The organism is Roseomonas sp. GC11, from assembly GCF_024437745.1.
GTDB lineage: Bacteria > Pseudomonadota > Alphaproteobacteria > Acetobacterales > Acetobacteraceae > Pseudoroseomonas.
Window position 1 is genome coordinate 1 of the sequence record NZ_JANFNY010000027.1, and the last position, 21574, is coordinate 21574.

Genomic DNA, 21574 nt, shown 5'->3' on the forward strand with positions numbered 1-21574 from the left:
TGAAAACCTGATTGTCGCTGCTCTCCACCATGCCCAGAACATGGGAACAGCATTCAAGCTCTAACAGGCCTTAATCCCGGAAAAAGAAACATGACTTCGAAATGATAGCGGCTTTGTGCGCGAAGCCGGTCAGTCTATTCTGGTGGCGCGCCGGCCTGGCTGTCCGCGCCGCCTCCTTCCTCGTATCGGATAGGTTCCAGATGCAGTCCTTGCTCGCCGGTCTTTCCCTGCTGATCCTTGGGGACAGTCATTTCGCCACGCAGGGCTACCTCGTCACCACGCTGCAGGACCAGCTGGTGCAGCAGGGCGCCAAGGTCGCCACCTATGCCGCCTGCGGCTCGCCCGCCAGCGTCTTCCTGACGGCGCGTGTCGCCTCCTGCGGCACGGCGGTGCGCATCCAGTCCGGCCCGGTGCAGACCAAGCGCGGCAATGATGCCCGCACGGTCCCGCTGGCCGACATGGTTCGCCAGCACAAGCCCAACCTCGTCATCGTCGCCATGGGCGATACCATGGCCGGCTATGTCCAGCGCCAGCTCCCCACCGACACGGTGAAGGACGAGGTGACGGCGCTGACCGACCAGCTGCGCGCCATGAACATGCCCTGCGTCTGGATCGGCCCGAGCTGGGGCACCGAGGGCGGGCCCTTCATGAAGACCTTCACCCGCGTGCAGCAGATGTCGCAGCTGCTCTCGACCATCGTCGCGCCCTGCACCTATGTCGATTCCACCAAGCTGTCGCAGCCCGGCCAGTGGCCGACCTTCGACGGCCAGCACTACACGGTGGATGGCTACAAGGCCTATGGCACGGCGCTGGCCACCACCCTGGCCAGCCTGCCGCAGCTGCGCGAGATCCGCCGCTGACCGGCCCGCTCCGGCGCTGCGTGGCGTGAGGCCGGCATGATCTTCGCCTCCTTCGAGTTCCTCTGCCTGTTCCTGCCGCTCTTCTTCGCGGTCTATTTCCTCACGCCCGCGCGCTGGCGCAACACGCCGGTGCTGCTGCTCTCCTGGGCCTTCTATGCCTGGTGGCGGGTGGACTTCCTGGCGCTGCTGCTCGGCGTCACGCTCTTCACCTACTTTGTCGCGCGCGCGATGGAGCGGGTGGGCGCGCAATCCCCCGCCGGCAGGCGCTGGATGCAGATCGGCCTCATCGGCAACCTCGCCGTGCTGGGCTGGTTCAAATACGCCAATTTCGGCGTGGACAGCTTCAACATGCTGCTCGATGGCCTCGGCCTCGCGCGCATCGGCTGGGCGGAGATCGCGCTGCCCATCGGCCTGTCCTTCTACGTGCTGCAATCGGTCAGCTACCTCGTGGATGTGCGGCGCGGCGATGTGCCGGTCAGCCGCAGCTTCCTGCGCTACGCCACCTACAAGGCCATTTTCTCCCAGCTCATCGCCGGCCCCATCGTGCGCTATGCCGAGATCGCCGACGACCTGAAGAACCGCACCCATTCCCTGGCGAAATTCGGCATCGGCGCGCGGCGCTTCATGATGGGCTTCGCCATGAAGGTCATCCTGGCCGATACCCTGAGCCCGATGGTCGATGCCGTCTTCCGCCTGCCGCAGCCGACGCTGGCCGATGCCTGGGCCGGCGCCATCGCCTACACGCTGCAGCTCTTCTTCGATTTCGCCGGCTATTCCGCCATGGCCATCGGCCTCGCGCTGATGATCGGCTTCCGCTTCCCGGAGAATTTCGACAACCCCTACCTCGCCGCCTCGATCCAGAATTTCTGGCAGCGCTGGCACATGACGCTGTCGCGCTTCCTGCGGGACTATCTCTACATCCCGCTCGGCGGCAGCCGGCAGGGCCATGCGCGCACCTCGGTCAACCTCTTCCTGACCATGCTGATCGGCGGCTTCTGGCACGGCGCCAACTGGACCTTCCTGCTCTGGGGCGCCTGGCAGGGCGGGCTGCTGGTGCTGCACCGCCACTGGCGCGCCAGCCACGGGCCGATGCCCTGGCTGGCCGGGCACCTGCTCACCTTCCTCGCCGTCATCCTCGGCTGGGTGGTGTTCCGCGCCGCGCATATGGGCGAGGCCCTCCGCATGTATGCCGGCATGCTCGGCCTGCACGGCACCGCCCTCAGCGACGAACTCGCCTGGCAGGTGACGCCGGATCAGTGGGCCACCATCGGCCTCGGGATGGTGATGGTCTATCTGCCCCTGCTGCGCGGGCGGCTGCCCTTCCTGCGCCCGGCGGCGGAGCTTTCCCCCTTCTGGCGGCCGGTGTGGAGCGTGGCGCCGCTGCTGGGTTTCCTGCTGGGCGTCGTGCTGCTCTACAGCCGCGCCGCCGTGCCCTTCCTCTATTTCCAGTTCTGAGGCGGCGATGACGGACGAGCCACGCTGGATGCGCCTCTCCGCCCGGTTCCAGGGCGCCGCCGCGGTGCTGCTGCTGGGCCTCGGCGTCTGGCAGGGCGCCGCCGCCCTCGCCACCCGCCAGGCCGAGACGCGGCTGCGCCCCGTGCTGAACGGTGCCGCCTTCCTCGACGGGCGGCTGACCGGCGCGGTCAACCATGTGCTGGCGCATCTGCTACCGGCCGATGCCACGCTGCGCGCGGCGGGCGGGCTGTGGCGCTGGGGGCTGTTCCGCTCCGGCGGGCCGCAGTTGCGCGTCGGCTGCGCGGACTGGCTCTACCTCACCGAGGAACTGCGCCCCTGGCCCACGGCGGAAGCCGACATGGCCGCCCGCGCCGCCGGGCTGGGCCGCGCGGCGCAGGCCCTGGCCGGGCGCGGCATCCGCCTGCTGGTGGCCGTGGTGCCGGACAAGGCGCGGCGCCACCCGGAAAACCTCTGCGGCGCCCCGTGGTCCGCCCAGGCGCGGGCGCGGCATGACGCCTTCCTGGCGCTGCTCGGCGCGCAGAACCTGCCGGTGGTGGACCTGCTGCCCGCTCTGCGCGGCGTCTCCCCCGCCTTCTACCGCACGGATACGCACTGGAACCAGGAGGGCGCCGCCGCCGCCGCCGCCGCCATTGCCGCCACCCTGCCGCCAGAGGTGGAACTGGCGCGCGGCGAGCCCTTCGCCACCAGCCTGGCCGATGAGGAGACCAACGGCCCGGGCGACCTGCTGCGGCTGATGAGCCTGGAGCACATGCCCAACCCCTTCCGCCCGCGCCCGGACCGCGAGCACCGCGCCCATACCGCCGCCGTGGAAGGCGCGGCGCAGGAAGGCGGCGGCCTGCTGGACGAGGCGCCGGCACCGGAGGTGGTGCTGCTCGGCTCCTCCTATTCGCTGAACGGCAATTTCCTGGGCAGCCTGCAACAGGCGCTGAACAGCACCGTCATCAGCTTCGCCCAGGCGGGCGGTGGCTTCAGCGGCGCGGCCACCGCCTATTTCGACAGCGAGGCCTTCCGGGACACCCCGCCCAAACTGATCATCTGGGAAATCCCGGAGCGCGTGGTGGCGCAGCCTCTCAGCGAGGCTGAGAAAAAGCTTTTAAGTCTATGGTAGATAGCTTCTTTTTCTGAAGAAAAAGAAGCAAAAAGACTTTTTTCAGGCTGCCGCCGCCTCCCGTCGCAGCGGGACGCTGCACTGGAAAAGTTTTTTGGTTCTTTTTTCAAAAAAGAACCGCTTACCCGCCTGAACTCACATCTTCCCTGACCGTCACCGCCTCCATCTCTCCCATCAGCACCCCGTAGGGCGGCAGGGTGGCCACGCCCTGCACCACCTCCAACCCTTCCGAGCAGCCCCCGGCCAGCAGGCGCAGCGGCGAGACGGCGCAGCGCAGCGGCGCGCCGGAGAGGTTGAACAGCACCATCACCTGTTGCCCGGCATAGTCGCGCACCAGCCCGGCGAAGGGCGGTGGCAGATCCAGCCGGCGCAGCCCGCCCCGCAGCAGCGCGGGCTGCGAGCGCCGCAGCGCCAGGAGGCGGCGCCAGGCCTGCAGCAGGCTGCCCGGGTCGGTCTCCTGCCGGTCCACCGCCAGGGGGCGGTGCCCGGCCGGGATGGGCAGCCAGGGGGTGCCGGTGGTGAAGCCCGCCTGGGGCGCCTCCGCCTGCCAGGGCATCGGCGTGCGGCTGCCATCGCGGCCCTTGAACTCCGGCCAGTAGGTGAGGCCGAAGGGATCGCGGATTTCCTCCAGCGCCAGCTCGGCCTCGGGCAGGCCCAGCTCCTCGCCCTGGTAGAGGCAGACCGAGCCGCGCAGCGTCAGCAGGAGGGCGGCCAGCAGGCGGGCGAAGCGCGGATCCGCCGGAGCCCCGCGCCCGGCGGGGTTCCAGCGCGTCACCGCCCGCTCCACATCGTGGTTGGAGAAGCACCAGCAGGGCCAGCCCTCGCTCTCCGCCCCACCCTCGGCGGCGGCGAGCAGGGCCTGCACCGCGCCATGGTCGAAGCCGCCGCGCAGCGGGCGCAGCGTATAGGCCATGTGAAGCAGATCCGCCCCCGCGCTGTAGCGCAGCACCCGCTCGAAGGCACCATCCTGGCTGGAAACCTCGCCCAGGGTGACGGCGCCATGGCGCTCCGCCAGGGCGCGGATGCGGCGGAGAATGGCGAAGGTCTCCGGGTGCATCATGTCATGCCGGTGCCATTGCAGGCCGAAGAGCTTCGCCGGCACCACGCCATCGGCCGGCGGGCGGGGCGGGTTGGCGCGCAGGGCCGGGTCATGCGCCAGGAAATCCACCGCATCGAGCCGGAAGCCATCGACACCGCGCTTCAGCCAGAACTCGGCCACGGCCAGCAGCGCCTCCAGCACCGCCGGGTTGGCGAGGTTGAGACTGGGCTGGCTGGGCAGGAAATGGTGCAGGTAGTATTGCCGCCGGCGCGGCTCCCAACTCCAGGCGGCACCGCCGAAGACGCTCAGCCAGTTGTTGGGCGGGGTGCCATCCGGGGCGGGGTCGGCCCAGACATACCAATCGGCCTCCGGCGCGGTGCGGCCGGCGCGGCTGCGGCGGAACCAGTGATGCGCGTCCGAGGTATGGCCGCACACCAGATCCACCAGCACCTTCAGCCCCAGCGCATGGGCACGGGCCAGCAGACGGTCCACATCCTCCAGCGTGCCGAACTGCGGGTCCACCGCGCGATGGTCGGCGATGTCATAGCCGAAATCACGCCCCGGCGAAGCGTAGAAGGGGCAGAGCCACAGCGCGTCCACCCCGAGCGCGGCGATGTGCCCGAGCCGCGCGGTGATGCCGGGCAGGTCGCCCACGCCATCACCGCCGCTATCGGCGAAGCTGCGCGGATAGACCTGGTACAGCACCGCCCCCCGCCACCAATCCGCCCCCGCGACCATCGGCCCGCCCTCCTGCGGCTGTGCTTGTCTCTGAGCCTCGCGTTTTCGTGATATCATGCCCTCTGTCCCCATGGGCAGGAATTCAGGGGCACATCTGTATTTCGGCGGCGCGCGCGATATTTTCGCAACGGCGGGAGCTTGGCCTTAAAATTAAATATATATAAATCCCTCCTTTCAAAGCAAAAATAATCGAAAGGATTTTTTCAGATTGCCGTTTCCTCCCTGACATGGCCCAACGCCAAACTGGCCAAAATTTTTTGGTTCTTTTTTTCAAAAAAGAACAATCTTTAAATTTCTACAGCTTTCGGCCAGCGCGCCGGCCTTGACCAACTGGTCATGCGTACCGAGGGATAAACAGGCCAGACAGCAACGGAGAAGCCGAATGCCCTGCCTCCCTCCCGCTCTCACGGCGTGCTGACAGGCGCCACCGCCATGGACCAGCACGCCCCCGCCACCCCGCCCGAGGGCACCACCCCCGAGGACACCACGACGGCCACCGGCACGGCCTCGTTGCAGGAAGGCCGTTCCACCACCCTCAAGCATGGGGACAGCTTCGCCCTGGCCGACCATGCGGGGGACCTGACCGGCGGGGCGGAAGGGCTGTACCATGGCGACACGCGCCATCTCTCACGCTTCAGCCTGCTGCTGAACGGGCAGCGGCCGCTGCTGCTGAGCGCGTCGCTCCTCCACAACAACGCGGCGCTGAGCTGCGACCTCACCAACCCTGAATTGCCGGCGCTGGAGCCCGGCGGGGCGGGGGTGCCGGATGACCGGCTGCACCTGCGCCGCAGCCGCTTCCTCTGGCAGGGCGCGTGGTATGAGCGGCTGGCGCTGCGCAATTTCGACCAGGTGGCGCACCGGCTGCGGCTGGAGCTGCGCTTCGCCGCCGATTTCGCCGATCTCTTCGAGGCGCGCGGCGCCCGGCGGCCGCGGCGCGGCCTGCTGCACCGCCCCGGCATCGGGGTGGATGGCATCACCCTCGCCTATACCGGGCTGGACCATGTGCTGCGCCAGACGCGGCTGCGCCTCGACCCCGCCCCCTCCCTGCTGGAGGGCCACCGCGCGGTGTGGGAGCTGGACCTGGCCCCCGGCGCGCGGCAGGCTTTCTTCTTCGAGATCCGCTGCGCCGGGGAGGGCCGGCCCTGCGCCCCGCGCCTCGGCTTCGGGCAGGCGCTGCGCGAGGGGCGGCGCTGGCTGCGCCAGGACGAGGCGCGGCGCGTCCACATCGCCAGCAGCAACGATATTTTCGACGAGGCCATCCGCCGCTCCGGCGCCGACCTCGCCATGCTGGTGACAGAGACGCCGCATGGCCCCTACCCCTATGCCGGCATCCCCTGGTACAGCACCGCCTTCGGGCGGGACGCGCTGATCGCCGCCTGGCATACGCTGTGGTACGACCCGGCCATCGCGCGCGGCGTGCTGCGCTTCCTCGCCGCCCACCAGGCCACCACCACCGACCCCGCGACCGATGCCGAGCCCGGCAAGATCCTGCACGAGACGCGGCAGGGGGAGATGGCGCTGCTCGGCGAGGTGCCCTTCCGCCGCTATTACGGCAGCGCCGATTCCACCCCGCTCTTCGTCATGCTGGCCGGGGCCTATCTGGACCGCAGCGCCGATGTGGAGACGCTGCGTGACCTCTGGCCCAGCATCGCCGCCGCGCTGCGCTGGATCGAGACGGAGGGCGATGCCGATGGCGATGGCTTCCAGGAATACCGCCGCAAGCGGCCGGACGGGCTGCTGAACCAGGGCTGGAAGGACAGCCACGACGCCATCTTTCACGCCGATGGCAGCACGCCGGAAGGGCCGATCGCGCTGGTGGAACTCCAGGCCTATGCCTATGCCGCCTGGCGCGCCGCCGCCCGCATCCTGCGCGCCCTGGGCCGCCCGGCGGAGGCCGATGCCTATGACACCCGCGCCGAGCGCCTGGCCGCGGCCTTCGATGCCGCCTTCTGGGACGAGGCGCTGGGCACCTATGTGCTGGCGCTGGACGGGGCGAAGCGCCCCTGCCGGGTGCGCGCCTCCAATGCCGGGCATGCGCTCTTCGCCGGCATCGCCCGGCCGGAGCGGGCGGAGCGGGTGGCGCGGACGCTGATGGACCCCTCCTTCTTCACCGGCTGGGGCATCCGCACCATCGCCTCGGGCGAGGCGCGCTACAACCCGATGAGCTACCACAATGGCTCCGTCTGGCCGCACGACAATGCCCTGATCGCCGAGGGCTTCGCGCGCTATGGCCTGCGCGCGGCGGCGGCGCAGCTTTTCAGCGCCCTGTTCGACGCGGCGGCGGCGGCGGAGCAGCGCCGCCTGCCGGAACTTTTTTGTGGCTTCCCCCGCCGGCGCGGCCAGGGGCCGGTGCTTTACCCGGTTGCCTGCTCGCCCCAGGCCTGGGCGGCCACCACCCCGCTGGCACTGCTGCGCGCCTGCCTGGGCCTGGGCTTCGACCCCGCCGGGCGCTGCGTGACCTTTGAGCAGCCGGTCCTGCCGCCTTTCCTGCGCGCGCTGCAACTGCGCAACCTGCGGCTGGGCGAAGGCCATCTGGATGTCGGCTTCCAACGGGTGGAGGGCGAGGTGGCCATGCATGTGCTGGGCCGCTCCGGCGGCGTGAAGGCGGTGCTGCGCAGCAGTTGAAGACTTTTTCAGGCTGCCGCCGTCTCCCGGCACGGCGGGGCTATAGACTGAAAAAGTTTTTTGGTTCTTTTTTTCAAAAAAGAACCTCTTCCTCTGCTTCCTTCAAGGACTCCGCTTCATGACCGCATCCTCCCGTGCCGCCGTGCTGGCGACGCCCCAGGACATTCTGACAGCACGGGCGGCGGGGGAGGATCTGGTGATCCTGGCGGTGCGTGGCCCGGATTCCAGCCTGCGCCCGCCCTATGAGGCGGCCCCCCGCCTGCCCGGCGCGCTGGAGAGCAGCCTGCCGGATGATTTCTCCGCCCCGTCCTCGCCGCGCGAGGGCTCGCGCCCGCTGCCGCCGGTCCAGGCCCTGCAGGAGAAGGCGCGGCGCTGGGGCCTCGGCCCGGAGACGCGGGTGGTGGTCTATGACCATGACGGCAATCTGCTGGCCGGGCGTGCCTGGTGGGTGCTGCGCTGGGCCGGGCTGCGGCATGTGCGGATGCTGGATGGCGGCTTCGCCGCCTGGGCCGCCGCCGGCCTGTCGGTGGAGCACAGCCTTCCCGCCCCCCGGCCGGAGAGTGACCTCACCCTCACCCCCGGCCATCTGCCGGTGATGGAGGCCGATGCCGCGGCTGCCCTGGCGCGCTCCGGCGTGCTGCTGGATTCGCGCATCCGCCCCAACTACATCGGCGGCCCGGTGGCACCGGGCGAGGCGCCGCGCGGGCATATCCCCGGCGCGCGCAGCCTGCCCGCGCCGGAGAACCTGGATGCCACGGGCCATTTCCGCCCGCTGGAGGAGCTGCGCGCCCTCTATGCGGCGCAGGGCGCGGACGGAACGCGGCCGGTGGGGGTCTATTGCGGCGCCGGGGTCTCGGCGGCGCATGACGTGGCGGTGCTGATGATGCTCGGTATCAGCGCGCCGATGTATCCCGGCTCCTGGTCCGCATGGAGCGCGGACCCGGCCCGGCCGGTGGCCATCGGGGCCGAGCCAGGGTGAGGCTTTTGGCCGCGTGGTCTTGAGAGGGGCTTCGCCCCTCTCAAACTCTCCCGACCAAAGGCCTGAGGCCTTTGGAAACCCCTTCGTCAGGCCCGCAGCCCGGTGGCCAGGGCGGCGATATGCTCCGGGCCGATGCCGCAGCAGCCGCCGATGATGCCGGCGCCGGCTTCCGCCCAGCCCTGCGCGATGGCGAGGTAGGCGGCGGGGTCGAGGTCGGGGCGGATGGCGCTCAGCCCCTCATTGGCCGCGCCGGTCTTGGGCTGCGGCACGAAGGCATTGGCATAGACGCCGAGCAGCGCGGCGGCGCCCGCCGCGTCCAGCGCCTGCCGCGCCTCGCGCAGGGCCGCCAGCATGATCTCGGCCTGGCTGCAGTTGAACAGCAAGGCGGCGGCGCCGAGGCGCAGGGCGGCGGCCACCGCCTCCCCCACCGCCTCGCCCGAGCGCAGCCGCGCCGGCGCCGTGCCGGCGATCACCCCGGCGGCGGCGGCGGGCTCGTCCTGGAGGGTGAAGGAGATCCAGAGCGGGCGGTCATCCCCGGCGAGGGCGGCGCGCACGGCCTCGACCTCGGCGATGGAGCTTTGCGTCTCGGCCAGCCAGAGATCGACATGCGGGGCGAGGCCGGCGATCAGCTCGGCCAGCAGGGCGGGGGCGGCGGCGGCATCGAAGAGATCGGGCCGGTAGGAGCCGAAGAGCGGCGGCAGGGAGCCGGCGACGCGCACCGGGTGCGGCGCGGCCTGGGCCGCCTGCCGCGCCAGTTCACCGGAGCGGGCGGCCAGGGCGCGGCCCTCGGCGGCGAAGCGGGCCTCGCCGATATGGAAGGGCACCAGGGCATAACTGTTGGTGGTCACCACCTCGGCGCCGGCGGCGATGTAGTTGGCATGGGCCTGGCGGACGAAATCCGGCGCCTCGATCAGCGCCAGGGCGGACCATTCCGGCTGGCGGAAGGGCGCGCCGAGGCGCATCAGCTCGCGGCTCATGCCGCCATCCAGGATGAGAAGGGGCTGCGGCATGGATTGGCACTCCTGCGGGATCATGCGCGGCTGGATAGAGCGGGGGCGGCGGGCGGGCAATGCGCGCGGAGGGGCCGCGAGCCGGGAGCCCCCGGGGTGGGCGCGGCAAGGCGGGGAAAATTATACTCTCTTTTCGCGTCCTTATAGTCGCCTTCTCCTGCGCGGGGCGGGGTTGGCGCGGCGTGGATTTCCGGCGGTGGGTGGGGCCGTTTTTATATTGACTCACAATCAATCGTGCTTTTTGACTGGTTTCGGAATGAAACAGCGATTCCACTTCGTGTTTCACCGCCAGGAGTCCACCATGCCCCTTTCCGCCCCTTCCTCCCCGGGCCGCCTCTCCCGCCGCCGCCTGCTGGGCGCCCTTGGCACGGCCGGGCTGGCCGTGCCGCTGGCCGGCTTCACCGCGCTCAGCCCCGAGCGCCGCGCCTTCGAGGCGATGCTGGCCAATGACGGGCGCTGCCTCACCCCGCTGCGCGCCGCTGACCCCGGCCAGCCCCTGCGCAAGCTGACGCTGGCCTGGAACGCCACCTCCATCTGCACCTCCCCCGTCGAGGTGGCGCGGCGCAGCGGCATCCTCGCCCGGCACGGGCTGGAGGTGGAGCTGGTGAATTTCGGCGGTTCCACCGAGGCGCTGCTGGAGGCCATCGCCACCCGCAAGGCGGATGCCGGCGTCGGCATGGCGCTGCGCTGGCTGAAGCCGCTGGAAATGGGCTTCGACGTGAAGATCACCGGCGGCACGCATGGCGGCTGCATGCGGCTGGCCGGCCCCGCCTCGGCCGGGCTCAGCGCCGACCTGAACTCGCTGCGCGGCAAGACCATCGCCGTCTCCGACATGGGCGGCGCCGACAAGAACTTCTTCTCGATGCTGCTGAAGCGCAAGGGCATCGACCCGGACAAGGATGTCACCTGGCGCGTCTTCCCCGCGCATGTCTTCGGCCTGGCGCTGGAGCGTGGCGAGGCCCATGCCTTCGCCGCCGGCGACCCGATCGCCTGGACGCTGGTGCGCGACCAGAAGCTGGTCGAGGTGGCGACCAACCTCTCCGGCGAATGGGCCAACCTCGCCTGCTGCATCATCGGCGTCTCGGGCAGTCTGCTGAAGAGCGAGCCGCGCACCGTCGCCGCGCTGACGCGCGCGCTGATCGAGGCGCAGCATGTGGTGGCGCATGATCCCAATGTGGCGGCCGATGCCTTCCTCGACTACGCGCCGGGGCGGGTGACGCGCGAGGATCTGGTGGCCATGCTGCAGAGCCACACCCATGGCCACAGCCCGGCCGGCCCGAATATCCGCAGCGAGATCGAATACTACGCGCAGGAGCTGAAGGCCGTCGGCGTGATGCGCGCCAATACCGACCCGAAGCGCTTCGCCGAGCGCGTCACCGCCGATGTGCTGAGCATCCCCGCATGAGCAGCACCACCCTGACCGCCGCCCCCGCCTCTGCCGGCACGCTGCCCGGCCTGTGGTGGGGCGGGCTGCTGGCGGCGCTGTCCTGGGGCGGCGCCGGCCTGCTGACCGGCCTGCTGCCGGACGAGATCGAGGTGGGGCGCACGCAGGAACTCGGCCTCGGCGCCGCGCTGCTCGGCGCCGCGCTGGTGCTGGCCGCGCTTGGCGCGCCCTGGCTCGGCCGCGCCGGGCAGAAGCTGCGCGCCGCCGGGCCGTGGCTGACCGTGCTCGGCCTCGCCCTCGCCGTGTGGGAATTGCTGACGGCCAAGCTCGCCCTGCTGCCGCTGCCCTTCTTCGCCTCGCCGCAGGGGCTGCTGGAGGTCTATCTGGAGGACTGGCCGCGCCTCGGCGAGAGCGTGCTGCGCTCGCTCTGGCTGCTGGCCAGCGGCTATGCGCTGGGCGCCGCGGCCGGCTTCGTGGCGGGGGTGGCGCTCGGCTGGTCGCGCGCCATCGGCTACTGGGTGCACCCGGTGCTGCGGCTGATCGGCCCGCTGCCGGCCACCGCCTGGCTGCCCATCGCCTTCTTCGCCTTCCCCAGCAGCGGCAGCGCCAGCACCTTCCTGGTGGCGCTGGCGGCGTGGTTCCCGGTCACGGTGCTCACCTGGTCCGGGGTCGCGGGGGTCAACAAGGCCTATTACGACATCGCCCGCACCCTTGGCGCCAGCCCGCGCTTCCTGGTGCTGAAGGTGGCCATCCCGGCGGCGCTGCCGCAGGTCTTCGTCGGCCTCTTCATGGGCCTGGGCGCCTCCTTCTCCGTCCTCGTGGTGGCGGAGATGCTGGGGGTGAAGGCGGGGCTCGGCTGGTACCTGCAATGGGCGCAGGGCTGGGCGGCCTATGGCAACATGTATGCCGCGCTGCTGGTGATGGCGGTGATGTGCTCCACCCTGGTCACGCTGCTCTTCAAGGGGCGGGACCGCGTGCTGGCCTGGCAGAAGGGGACCGTCCGGTGGTGAGCCCTGCCCTGCGCGACAGCGCCGATGCCGCCGGCATGGCGGTGGAGATCCGCAACGCCTCGCAGCAGTTCCAGCTGGAGGGCCGCCCGCTGCCCGTGCTGGACAATGTTTCTTTCAGTGCCCGGCCGGGTGAGTTCATCGCCCTGCTGGGGCCTTCGGGCTGTGGCAAGTCCACCCTGCTGCGGCTGCTGGCCGGGCTGGACCAGCCGACGGGGGGCGAGGTGCTGGGCGATGGCCGCGCCATCACCGCGCCCGATCCCTCGCGCGTGCTGGTCTTCCAGGACCCGACGCTCTACCCCTGGCGCACGGTGCGCGCCAATGTGGCGCTGGGGCTGGAGGCGCGCGGGCTGCTGCGCACGCGCGGCCACCGCATCCAGGAGGCGATCGACCTCGTCGGGCTGACGGGATTCGAGAGCGCCTATCCGCACCAGCTCTCCGGCGGCATGGCGCAGCGCGTGGCGCTGGCCCGCGCCCTGGTGAACGACCCGCGCCTGCTGCTGCTGGACGAGCCGCTGGGCAAGCTCGACAGCCTGACGCGGCTGTCCATGCAGGCGGAGCTGGTGCGGCTGTGGCAGCGCAGCGGGCTGACCGCCCTTCTCGTCACCCATGATGTCGAGGAGGCGCTGATCCTGGCGCAGCGCGTCCTCGTCTTCTCGCCGCGGCCGGCGCGCATCACGGCGGAGCTGGTGGTGGACCGGCCCTATCCCCGCCATCGCGACGACCCGCACCTGGTCGCGCTGCGGCGGGAGGCGCTGGGGCTGCTCGGGCTGGCGGATTGAAGGCGGCTTTCGCCCTCTTCTCCGCCTCCCGGGGAAGAGGGCGTGAGACGCCCCCCACGCTTAGCCCCGCGCGCTTAAACCCCCAGCGCGTCCAGCACCCGGCCCTTCCACACCGCCGCCGCCACGCCGAGCTTCCAGAAACCATGGAAGGGCATGGGGCGGATGGGGCTGAAGGGCATGTCGATGGCTTCCGGCGCGGCCCCCTCCAGGCGCCGCGCCAATTGCGCGCCCATGGCCGTGGCCATGGCGACGCCGCGCCCGTTATAGCCCAGCGCCGCCAGCAGGCCGGGGGCGGGCTCGTGCAGATGCGGGTAGTGGTCGGCGGTCATGGCCAGCTGGCCGTTCCAGCCATGCGTCCAGCGCCGCCCGCGCAGCACCGGCCACAGGCGCTCGGCATAGGTGATGAGGTAGCGGATGGCCTCCGGCCCCTGGATCGGCGCCTGCGGGCCGCGCCCGCCCATCAGCAGGCGGTTGCCCTGGTCGATGCGGTAATAGACGGTGATCCGCCCGCTTTCATAGACCGCGCCGCGCAGCGGCACGATCTGGCGCGCCACCTCCTCCGGCAGCGGCTCGGTGCTGGTGATGGAGGAGAAGACCGGCGCCAGGCTGCGCCGCAGCCCCGGCCAGAGATCCTCCGTATAGCCATTGGTGGCCAGCACCACCTGTTCGGCCAGCAGCATGCCGCCAGGGGTGGTGACGCGCCACAGCGCGCCCTCCCGCGCCAGGGAGAGCGCCGGCGTGCCGCCATGGATGCGCGCGCCGAGTTGTGCCGCCGCCCGCGCCAGCCCGCGCGCATAGGAAAGCGGGTTCACATCGCCGCCGCGCCGGTCGAGCATCGCCCCGGCATAGAGCGGCGTGCCCAGCAGTTCCGTGGTGGCGCGGGCATCGAGGAATTCGACCGGCATGCCGCGCCGCGCGCACTGCTCGGCGGTGGCCGCCACGGCGCGCGCATTGGCCGGGCGCAGCGCGGCGCGCAGCGTGCCGTTCTGCCGCGCCTCGCAGGTGATCTGGTGGCGGCGGATGATGTCGAAGACCCGGTCCGGCGCGCCATAGGACAGCGCCAGCATCCGCTGCCCGAGATCCTCGCCATGGCTGGCCACGACCTCGTCCGGGTCCGGCTTGAGGCCCGGATTGACCTGCCCGCCATTGCGGCCGGAGGCGCCCCAGCCGGGTTCCGCCGCCTCGATCAGCGTGGCCGCCACGCCGCGCTCGGCCAGGTGCAGCGCGGTGGACAGGCCGGTGAAGCCGCCGCCGATGATGGCCACCGGCACCCGGTGCTCGCCGGAGAGCGGCGGGGCGGGATGGGCGGGGATGGCCGTCTCGGCATAGAGGCTCGGGGGGAGAAGCTTGCTCATGGCGTTGTCTCCAGCGGGCGCAGCACGCGGCGGAGGAAATCCTGGGTGCGGGGCTGGCGTGGCGCCACCAGCACCTCGGCGGGCGGGCCTTCCTCCACCACCCTGCCGCGGTCCATGAACACCACATGATCCGCGACCTCGCGCGCGAAGCCGATCTCGTGGGTGACGACCATCATCGTCATCCCCTCGCGCGCGAGGTCGCGCATGACGGTGAGGACCTCGCCCACCAGTTCCGGGTCCAGCGCGCTGGTCGGCTCGTCGAAGAGCACGGCGCGCGGGCGCATGGCCAGGGCGCGGGCGATGGCCACGCGCTGCTGCTGCCCGCCCGAGAGCTGCGCGGGATAGGCGCCCTCCCGGCCGGCGAGGCCGACACGGGCGAGCAGATCGCGCGCCAGCGCCTCCGCCGCGCGGCGCTCCTGGCCGAGGGCGTAGATCGGCCCCTCCGTCACATTCTCCAGCGCCGTGCGGTGGGCGAAGAGGTTGAAGCGCTGGAACACCATGCTGACGCGCTGGCGCACGGCGCGCAGGCGGGCTCGGTCGGCCCGCGCGACGGTGACGCCATCGACGCGCACGGTGCCGCCCTCGTAGCTCTCCAGCCCGTTCACGCAGCGCAGCAGGGTGGATTTGCCCGAGCCGGACGGCCCCAGGATGCACACCACCTTGCCTTCCGGCACGCGGAAGGAAATCCCGTCCAGCACGCGCAGCGGGCCGTAATTCTTCTCCAGCCTGTCGATCTCGATCATCGCCGGCCGAACCTTTTTTCCAACCGCCCGACGAGGAGGATGAGCGGCACGCTGAGGGCGAGGTAGAGCAGCGCCGCCAGGGTGAAGACCTCCTGGTTCTTGAAGGTGGAGGAGGCGATCATGCGCGACTGCGCCGAGATCTCGGCGACCGTGATGACGCTGGCCTGGCTGCTGTCCTTCAGCATCATGATGAGCATGTTGCCATAGGGCGGCAGGACGATGCGCGTCGCCTGCGGCAGGATCACGCGGGTGAGGATGCGCGGGCGCGAGAGGCCGAGGCTTTCCGCCGCCTCCACCGCGCCCGGGTCCACCGCCAGCATGCCGGAGCGGAACACCTCCCCCATATAGGCGGAATAGGCGATGCCGAGGCCGATGACGCCGGCCTGGAAGGCGGTGAGATCGATGCCGAGATCCGGCAGCACGAAATAGATGTAGAACAGCTGCACCAGGATGGGGATGCCGCGCAGCGTGTTCACCACCGCCTTGGCCGGCCATTCCAGCCAGCGCGTGCCGGAGGTGCGCATCAGGGCCCAGACGAGGCCGAGCAGCGTGGCGATGACCAGGGCGCAGAGGGTGACGGCGACCGTCACCCACACGCCCTGCAGCAGGATCGGCAGGAAATCCCGTGCCGCGGCCAGCAAGCCGGAAAAGCTCATCCCTGCACGGCGGGCGGCAGGTTCCACGTCTCGATCAGCCGCTGGACGGTGCCATCGCCGATGAGCCTGGCCAGCCCGGCATTGATCCTGGCCATCACCGGGTCGCCCTTGCGGGTGCCGATGTTGATGCTGCCGACGACGGAGGGCTTGTAGCCCGGCAGCAGCCTCACGCCGCGGAAGACGCCCTGGCCGATCTGGTAGCCGACGATCGGCCCGTCGCCGAAGCCCACCTTGATGCGGCCTAGGGAGACATCGCGGATGATGTCGGCCACGCTGTCATAGGTGCGCACATCGAGCCCGGCATTCTTCGCCGCCTCGGCATAGGTGGTGCCGAGCTGCGCGCCGGCGGAGAGCCCTTTCAGCGCCGCCATGCTGGTACCCGGCAGGCTCTCGCCCTCCTTCACCACCGCGCCCTCGCCATAGGCATAGACGGGCTCGGAGAAATCGATCTGCTCGCGCCGCGCCGGCGTCGCGGTCATGGCGGCGGCGATGATGTCGATACGGCTGGTGGTGAGCGAGGGGATGAGCGCGGCAAAGGGCGTGCTCTGCACCTCAACGCCGAAGCCCTGATCCTTCCCGATGGCGGTGATCAGGTCCACCATGAAGCCGGTGATGGTGTTGCTCTTGGTGTCGAGGAAGGTGAAGGGCACGCCGGTGGGCGTGGAGCCCACCTTCAGCACCGGAAGCTGGGCGCGGACCAGGGCGGGGGTGCCGAGGGCCAGCGCGGCGCCACCGAGGATGGCGCGGCGGGAGAGGGTCATCGCGGTTCCACTCCATGGAGGGCGGCGCCTCGCCGCCTGCGCCGCATCACCGCATGGCACGCCCGCAGCCACAAGACGGTTTTTTGACAGGGCTAAAAATTATCCCCTTTCCTTCCCTCCATTGAAGGGGCTTCCCCCTGGCAGGACGTCACGGAGGCGGGGTCCAGGGGGCCCCTCCCCCCCCTTTGCCCCACCCCTTCCCCTGTCCCTCCGGCGGTGCGCGGGGCGGAGCCGCGCCCGGCTTACGGCCCTGCGATGCGCCGGCAGTGGTTCAGCGCCGCCTCGATGAGATTGTCACTGGCCTCCGGCGTGCGGAAGGCGGAATGGGCGGAGAGGGTGACATTCTCCAGCGTCGTCAGCACATGCCCCTCCGGCAGCGGCTCGATCTCGAAGACATCGAGCGCCGCATGGGCCAGCCGCTTCTCGCGCAGGGCGGCGACCAGGGCGGCCTCGTCCACCACCGCGCCGCGCGCCGTGTTGACCAGGATGGCCGAGGGCTTCATCCGCGCCAGCCGCGCCGCCGAGAGGAAACCGCGCGTCTCGTCATTCAGCAGCAGATGCACGGAGAGCACATCGCTCTCCGCCAGGAGCCGCTCCAGCGGCACGAAGGTGACGCCCTCCGCCTGGCGCGGCGTGCGGTTCCAGGCCAGCACCTTCATGCCGGCGCCGTGGCAGAGCCGCGCCATCTCGGCGCCGATGCCGCCATAGCCGAGCAGGCCCACGGTCTTGCCGGTGAGTTCCACGCCATCGGTGCGCAGCCAGCGCCCGGCGCGCATGCCGCCATCCATGGCGGCGAGGCCCTTGGCGGCGGCCCACATCAGGGCGAAGGCCATCTCGGCCACGGCGGTGTCGCCATAGCCCTTGATGATGTGCACGGCGATGCCGCATTCCGCCGCGAGTTCCTCCGGGTTCATGTAGCTGCGCGCGCCGGTGCCGAGGAAGACGACGTGCCGCAGCGAGGGGATCCGCTTCGCGATCGCCGTCGGCAGGGCGGTGTGGTCGATGATGATGATCTCATGCCCGGCGGCGAGGGCGGGCAGTTCCTCCGGCGTCACATCGGGCTGGAGGTTGATGGTGACGGGGATGTCGCTGTCGCGGCGCAGCCGCTGCATGACGGCGCCGAGCGCCGCGCCGGCATCGACGAAGATGGCGCGCATGGGATTTTCTCCAGATGTGCCGCTGGGGTGGGCAGGGCCTGGAAGCCATCCCTAGGCGAAGGGGCGCGGGCGGGCAATCCGGGGGAAGCGGGCGCTCTTGCTGCAATGCAATATGCAACATCAGCAAACCATTAAAAAAACACTAAAATTATTCCATGTCATTCAACTTCGATTAACGAAATCACCGCACCTTGCCAGGGTCTGAAGGGACTCTGTCGATATGCGTATCCGTACTCTCCTGCTCGCCGGCTTCACCCTGACCGCCCTGCCCGGCGTTGCCGGCCTGGGGTGGAAGGCCAGCCAGTCCTGGGAGACCTGGCAGCAGGCGGAACAGGCCACCGTCTTCGCCCGGATCATCAACGCCACCATGCGCGGCTACACGCGGCTGGTGGTGGAAAGCGGCGTGCTCAGCGCCGCCGCGCGCAGCGGGCAGCTTGACCAGGCCCGCGCCGCCGAGAGCGCGCGCATCACCGATGCGGCGCTGAACGAGGCGCTGGCCCTGCTGCGCAGCCGGCAGGTGCCCACCGCGCAGATGGAACAGGCGATCCAGACCGTGGCGCGGCTGCGCGCCCAGGTGGCCGAAACCGTGGCGCGCCGGCCGGGGCAGCAGGACATGGCGCTGGCCGCCTCCATCCTGGAGCAGCGCAGCCGCATCTCGCGCGAGATCGATGGCGTGACGCGCCATGCCGAGGCGCAGATCAGCCAGTCCGCCCCCTCCGTGGCGCTGCTGGTGCAGGTGGCGCAGCAGATCAACCGGGTGCGGGACGAGGCGGGCGCGCGCAGCCTGCTGATCAATGCCTGGCTGTCCGGCCAGGCGCCGCAGCCCGATGTCGTGGCGCGGGCGATCGACCTGGGCGGGCGCATCACCCTGGCCTGGGCCAATGTGCGCCGCCAGGTGGAGGGCATGGAGGATGCCGCGCTCTCCGCCGCCCTGGCCCGCGTCGAGGCCGGGTTCTTCAGCACGGCGGAGCCGCTCTACCGCGGCTATGTCGCCACGGCCCAGGCGCGGGCCATGGCGGCGCCGGGCGCTGCGGCCCAGGACTGGCCCGCGGGCTTCCAGGGCTACCCGGACTGGACGACCCAGGCCCTGGCCACCCTCATCCCCATGCGCGACCAGACGCTGGTCAGCGCCGTGGAGGAGGGCGACGCCCTGGCCGCCGAGGCGCGCCGCGCCCTGGTGCTGCATCTCGGCATCGCCGCGCTGGCGCTGGCCTTCGCCCTGGCCGGGCTGCTGCTGCTGCTGCGCCGCCTCATCGCCCCGCTGCGCGCGCTGACGGAGAGCGTCACCGCCATCGCCGGCGGCGCGCTGGAGCAGGCGGTGCCGCACGGCGCCCGCGCGGACGAGGTGGGCGAGATGGCGCAGTCCATCGAGGTGCTGCGCGCCGGCTCGGTCGAGCGCCAGCGCATGGAGGCCGCCGCCGCCGCCGCCCAGGCGGAGCGCACCCGCCGCGCCGCGCGGCTGGAAGAGCTGGTGCGCGGCTTCGAGGCGCAGGTGGGGGAGATGGCCGGCATCGTCTCCTCCGCCTCCAGCGAGCTGGAGGCCACGGCGCGCGCCATGAGCGGCACGGCGGGCGCGACCAACGAGCAGGCCGGGCATGTCGCGGACGCCGCCGGCGAGGCGAGCAATGGCGTGCGCACCGTCGCCGCCGCCGCCGAGCAGCTCGCCGCCTCGATCCAGGAGATCAGCCGGCAGGTCGGGCAGGCCACCAGCGTCGCCGGCCGCGCCGTGGAGGATGCGCAGCGCACCGACGCCACGGTGCAGACCCTGGCCGCCGGCGCGCAGAAGATCGGCGATGTGGTGCAGCTGATTTCCGACATCGCCGGGCAGACCAACCTGCTGGCGCTGAACGCCACCATCGAGGCGGCGCGGGCGGGCGAGGCCGGCAAGGGCTTCGCCGTCGTCGCCTCGGAGGTGAAGAGCCTGGCCGGCCAGACCGCCCGCGCCACCGAGGAGATCGGCAGCCAGATCGCGCAGATCCAGGCCTCGACGGCGCAGGCGGTGACGGCCATCGCCGGCATTTCCCGCACCATCGAGGAGGTGAGCAGCATCGCCGTCGCCATCGCCGCCGCGGTGGAGGAACAGAGCAGCGCCACCACCGAGATCGCCCGCACCGTGCAGCACACCGCGCGCGCGACCGAGGCGGTGAGCAGCAATGTCGGCGCGCTGCGCCATGGCTCGGCGGAGACGGGGGCGGCGGCGCAGCAGGTGCTGGCGGCGGCCTCCGAGCTGGCGCGCCAGGCGGAGGCGCTGACGGGCCATGTGGGCGAGTTCGGCACCGCCGTGCGCGCCGCCTGAGCGCCGCGCCCCCCGCCAGGGGTGCGGAGCGGCGCGGGGAAGGACGCGGGGGAGAGGGACGAGGGGGGGGGCCGGTTCGCCGGCCCCCCTTTCGCGTCCCGTGCCAATTCACGGGAGAGGAAAGTGTTGACACGATTAAATTCGTGAATTTCAAATGATCCCGCGAAAAATGCGATTTTATATCGCGGATTATAACGGGAGCCGCCATGACCCAGGGCCAGACCACGCCGCCGACCCCGCCCCGCGCGCTCCCCGCCGCCGGTGAGACGGCGCACCCCGAAACCCTGGCCCTGCATGCCGGCTGGCGCGCCGCGCCGGGCCATGGCGCCGTCGCCGTGCCCATCGTGCAGAGCACCTCCTACCAGTTCGACAGCAGCGAGCACGCCCGCGCCCTCTTCGCGCTGGAGCAACTGGGCTTCACCTATTCCCGCACCGGCAACCCGACGGTGGATGTGCTGGAAAAACGCCTCGCCGCGCTGGAGGGCGGCGCCGCGGCGCTGGCCCTCGGCTCAGGGCAGGCCGCCTCCGCCTTCGCCGTGCTCGGCCTCGCCCGCGCCGGGGACAATATCGTCTCCTCCACCGATCTTTACGGCGGCACCTGGAACCTCTTCGCCAACACGCTGAAGCGCTTCGGCATCGAGACGCGCTTCGTCGATCCCGCCGACCCGGCGGCCTTCGCCCGCGCCAGCGATGCGCGCACCCGCGCCTGGTATGGCGAGACCCTGCCCAACCCCAAGCTCGCCGTCTTCCCCATCGCCGAGGTGGCGGAACTCGGCCGGCCGCTCGGCATCCCGCTCATCCTCGACAACACGGCGGCGCCGCTGCTGGCACGGCCCTTCGACCACGGCGCGGCCATCATCGTCTATTCGGCCACCAAGTATCTCGGCGGGCACGGCACCAGCATCGCCGGCGCCATCATCGATTCCGGGCGCTTCGACTGGTCGGCCCACCCCGCGCGCCAGCCCGCCCTCACCGAGCCGGATCCGAGCTACCACGGCACCATCTGGACGGAGGTGGCGCAGCGCCTCGGCGTGCAGCCCTATTTGGCCGCGGTGCGCTCCTCGCTCCAGCGCGATCTCGGCGCGCCGCTCTCGCCCTTCAATGCCTTCCAGATCCTGCAGGGAATCGAAACCCTGCCGCTGCGCATCCAGCGCCACAGCGAGACGGCCAGCAAGGTCGCCGGGTGGCTGGCGCGGCAGCCGGAAGTGGCCCGCGTCATTCATCCCTCGCGGCAATCCGGGCTCCAGCGGGAACGGGCGGAACGCTATCTGCGCGGCGGCTTCGGCGGGCTGGTCGGCCTTGAGCTGGCCGGCGGCCACGCGGCCGGCGCGCGCTTCATCGATGCGCTGAAGCTCTTCTATCACGTCGCCAATATCGGCGATGCCCGCAGCCTCGCCATCCATCCGGCCAGCACCACCCATGCCCAGCTCTCGCCCGCCGAGCAGGAAGCCAGCGGCGTGACGCCCGGCTATGTGCGGCTCTCCATCGGGCTGGAGCATCCGGAGGATATCCTGGCCGACCTGCGGCGCGGCCTCGATGCGGCGGCGCTGCGACAGGCGGCATGAGCACGACAAGACCGGGGGAAATGAATTTCCCCC

The 21574-nt window shown here is 71.0% G+C and carries 17 protein-coding genes; 10 read left to right on the top strand and 7 right to left on the bottom strand.

The window, feature by feature from the left end; all coding sequences use genetic code 11:
• Positions 1-200: 200 nt before the first annotated feature.
• From NON00_RS10415 to NON00_RS10425, 3 genes are read left to right on the top strand one after another with little or no spacing between them, the layout of a single operon-like run.
• Positions 201-860 carry an SGNH/GDSL hydrolase family protein gene (locus NON00_RS10415; RefSeq protein WP_256020418.1) on the top strand — a complete coding sequence of 220 codons (660 nt, stop codon included), beginning with the start codon at positions 201-203 and terminating at the stop codon, positions 858-860.
• A gap of 36 nt (positions 861-896) precedes the next feature.
• On the top strand, positions 897-2315 hold the full coding sequence (locus NON00_RS10420; RefSeq protein WP_256020420.1) for an MBOAT family protein: 1419 nt from the start codon (positions 897-899) through the stop codon (positions 2313-2315).
• A 7-nt stretch (positions 2316-2322) separates the two neighbouring features.
• Positions 2323-3444 (top strand): alginate O-acetyltransferase AlgX-related protein, encoded by a 1122-nt coding sequence (locus NON00_RS10425; protein ID WP_256020424.1) that lies wholly within the window; start codon positions 2323-2325, stop codon positions 3442-3444.
• A 121-nt stretch (positions 3445-3565) separates the two neighbouring features.
• On the opposite strand, the gene NON00_RS10430 is transcribed toward NON00_RS10425, so the two are convergent.
• A complete protein-coding gene (locus tag NON00_RS10430; RefSeq protein ID WP_256020426.1) occupies positions 3566-5278 on the bottom strand; it encodes an alpha-amylase family glycosyl hydrolase in 1713 nt (570 codons plus the stop codon).
• A gap of 375 nt (positions 5279-5653) precedes the next feature.
• Here NON00_RS10430 and NON00_RS10435 point away from each other — a divergent pair, with 375 nt between their 5' ends.
• Both NON00_RS10435 and NON00_RS10440 read left to right on the top strand, forming a co-directional pair.
• Positions 5654-7846, top strand: a complete 2193-nt coding sequence (locus tag NON00_RS10435; protein ID WP_256020428.1) for a glycogen debranching N-terminal domain-containing protein — start codon at positions 5654-5656, stop codon at positions 7844-7846.
• A gap of 118 nt (positions 7847-7964) precedes the next feature.
• On the top strand, positions 7965-8825 hold the full coding sequence (locus NON00_RS10440) for a sulfurtransferase (protein WP_256020430.1): 861 nt from the start codon (positions 7965-7967) through the stop codon (positions 8823-8825).
• A gap of 86 nt (positions 8826-8911) precedes the next feature.
• Here the strand turns inward: NON00_RS10440 and NON00_RS10445 are convergent, their stop codons facing one another.
• Complete coding sequence (locus tag NON00_RS10445; protein ID WP_256020432.1) at positions 8912-9835, bottom strand: homocysteine S-methyltransferase family protein; 924 nt, start codon at positions 9833-9835, stop codon at positions 8912-8914.
• A 301-nt stretch (positions 9836-10136) separates the two neighbouring features.
• Between NON00_RS10445 and NON00_RS10450 the strand changes: the two genes are divergently transcribed.
• From NON00_RS10450 to NON00_RS10460, 3 genes are read left to right on the top strand one after another with little or no spacing between them, the layout of a single operon-like run.
• Entirely contained in the window at positions 10137-11240 is a 1104-nt protein-coding gene (locus NON00_RS10450) for an ABC transporter substrate-binding protein (RefSeq protein ID WP_256020436.1), read from the top strand.
• The gene (locus NON00_RS10455) at positions 11237-12229 is read left to right on the top strand and encodes an ABC transporter permease (protein WP_256020438.1); all 993 of its coding nucleotides are present in this window, start codon (positions 11237-11239) and stop codon (positions 12227-12229) included. The genes NON00_RS10450 and NON00_RS10455 overlap by 4 nt, the downstream gene beginning before the upstream one ends.
• A gap of 35 nt (positions 12230-12264) precedes the next feature.
• Complete coding sequence (locus NON00_RS10460) at positions 12265-13008, top strand: ABC transporter ATP-binding protein (protein WP_256020528.1); 744 nt, start codon at positions 12265-12267, stop codon at positions 13006-13008.
• Between the two features lie 74 nt (positions 13009-13082).
• On the opposite strand, the gene NON00_RS10465 is transcribed toward NON00_RS10460, so the two are convergent.
• The 5 genes from NON00_RS10465 to NON00_RS10485 all read right to left on the bottom strand — a co-directional run bounded on the left by NON00_RS10465 (position 13083) and on the right by NON00_RS10485 (position 17680).
• Positions 13083-14363 carry an FAD-binding oxidoreductase gene (locus NON00_RS10465; protein ID WP_256020440.1) on the bottom strand — a complete coding sequence of 427 codons (1281 nt, stop codon included), beginning with the start codon at positions 14361-14363 and terminating at the stop codon, positions 13083-13085.
• The gene (locus NON00_RS10470) at positions 14360-15106 is read right to left on the bottom strand and encodes an amino acid ABC transporter ATP-binding protein (protein WP_256020442.1); all 747 of its coding nucleotides are present in this window, start codon (positions 15104-15106) and stop codon (positions 14360-14362) included. The genes NON00_RS10465 and NON00_RS10470 overlap by 4 nt, the downstream gene beginning before the upstream one ends.
• Positions 15103-15789, bottom strand: coding sequence for an amino acid ABC transporter permease (locus NON00_RS10475; protein WP_256020445.1), 687 nt, complete (start codon positions 15787-15789; stop codon positions 15103-15105). Before NON00_RS10475 ends, NON00_RS10470 begins: the two co-directional genes overlap by 4 nt.
• Positions 15759-16523, bottom strand: coding sequence for an ABC transporter substrate-binding protein (locus tag NON00_RS10480; protein ID WP_256020448.1), 765 nt, complete (start codon positions 16521-16523; stop codon positions 15759-15761). Before NON00_RS10480 ends, NON00_RS10475 begins: the two co-directional genes overlap by 31 nt.
• A 242-nt stretch (positions 16524-16765) precedes the next feature.
• Positions 16766-17680: an NAD(P)-dependent oxidoreductase gene (locus NON00_RS10485; RefSeq protein ID WP_256020451.1), complete on the bottom strand. Its 915-nt coding sequence runs from the start codon at positions 17678-17680 to the stop codon at positions 16766-16768.
• 220 nt (positions 17681-17900) lie between these two features.
• Here NON00_RS10485 and NON00_RS10490 point away from each other — a divergent pair, with 220 nt between their 5' ends.
• Positions 17901-19976 carry a methyl-accepting chemotaxis protein gene (locus tag NON00_RS10490; RefSeq protein ID WP_256020453.1) on the top strand — a complete coding sequence of 692 codons (2076 nt, stop codon included), beginning with the start codon at positions 17901-17903 and terminating at the stop codon, positions 19974-19976.
• A 206-nt stretch (positions 19977-20182) separates the two neighbouring features.
• Entirely contained in the window at positions 20183-21541 is a 1359-nt protein-coding gene (locus NON00_RS10495; protein ID WP_256020456.1) for an O-acetylhomoserine aminocarboxypropyltransferase/cysteine synthase family protein, read from the top strand.
• Positions 21542-21574: the final 33 nt, after the last annotated feature.

Excerpts from the sequence above, each read along its gene's own strand:
- NON00_RS10460 (WP_256020528.1), top strand. The coding sequence starts at position 12,265 with ATGGCGGTGGAGATCCGCAACGCCTCGCAGCAGTTCCAGCTGGAGGGC.
- NON00_RS10425 (WP_256020424.1), top strand. The coding sequence starts at position 2,323 with ATGACGGACGAGCCACGCTGGATGCGCCTCTCCGCCCGGTTCCAGGGC.
- NON00_RS10445 (WP_256020432.1), bottom strand. The coding sequence starts at position 9,835 with ATGCCGCAGCCCCTTCTCATCCTGGATGGCGGCATGAGCCGCGAGCTG.
- NON00_RS10465 (WP_256020440.1), bottom strand. The coding sequence starts at position 14,363 with ATGAGCAAGCTTCTCCCCCCGAGCCTCTATGCCGAGACGGCCATCCCC.
- NON00_RS10450 (WP_256020436.1), top strand. The coding sequence starts at position 10,137 with ATGCCCCTTTCCGCCCCTTCCTCCCCGGGCCGCCTCTCCCGCCGCCGC.
- NON00_RS10415 (WP_256020418.1), top strand. The coding sequence starts at position 201 with ATGCAGTCCTTGCTCGCCGGTCTTTCCCTGCTGATCCTTGGGGACAGT.
- NON00_RS10435 (WP_256020428.1), top strand. The coding sequence starts at position 5,654 with ATGGACCAGCACGCCCCCGCCACCCCGCCCGAGGGCACCACCCCCGAG.
- NON00_RS10480 (WP_256020448.1), bottom strand. The coding sequence starts at position 16,523 with ATGACCCTCTCCCGCCGCGCCATCCTCGGTGGCGCCGCGCTGGCCCTC.
- NON00_RS10485 (WP_256020451.1), bottom strand. The coding sequence starts at position 17,680 with ATGCGCGCCATCTTCGTCGATGCCGGCGCGGCGCTCGGCGCCGTCATG.
- NON00_RS10455 (WP_256020438.1), top strand. The coding sequence starts at position 11,237 with ATGAGCAGCACCACCCTGACCGCCGCCCCCGCCTCTGCCGGCACGCTG.
- NON00_RS10470 (WP_256020442.1), bottom strand. The coding sequence starts at position 15,106 with ATGATCGAGATCGACAGGCTGGAGAAGAATTACGGCCCGCTGCGCGTG.
- NON00_RS10430 (WP_256020426.1), bottom strand. The coding sequence starts at position 5,278 with ATGATATCACGAAAACGCGAGGCTCAGAGACAAGCACAGCCGCAGGAG.
- NON00_RS10490 (WP_256020453.1), top strand. The coding sequence starts at position 17,901 with ATGCGTATCCGTACTCTCCTGCTCGCCGGCTTCACCCTGACCGCCCTG.
- NON00_RS10420 (WP_256020420.1), top strand. The coding sequence starts at position 897 with ATGATCTTCGCCTCCTTCGAGTTCCTCTGCCTGTTCCTGCCGCTCTTC.
- NON00_RS10495 (WP_256020456.1), top strand. The coding sequence starts at position 20,183 with ATGACCCAGGGCCAGACCACGCCGCCGACCCCGCCCCGCGCGCTCCCC.
- NON00_RS10440 (WP_256020430.1), top strand. The coding sequence starts at position 7,965 with ATGACCGCATCCTCCCGTGCCGCCGTGCTGGCGACGCCCCAGGACATT.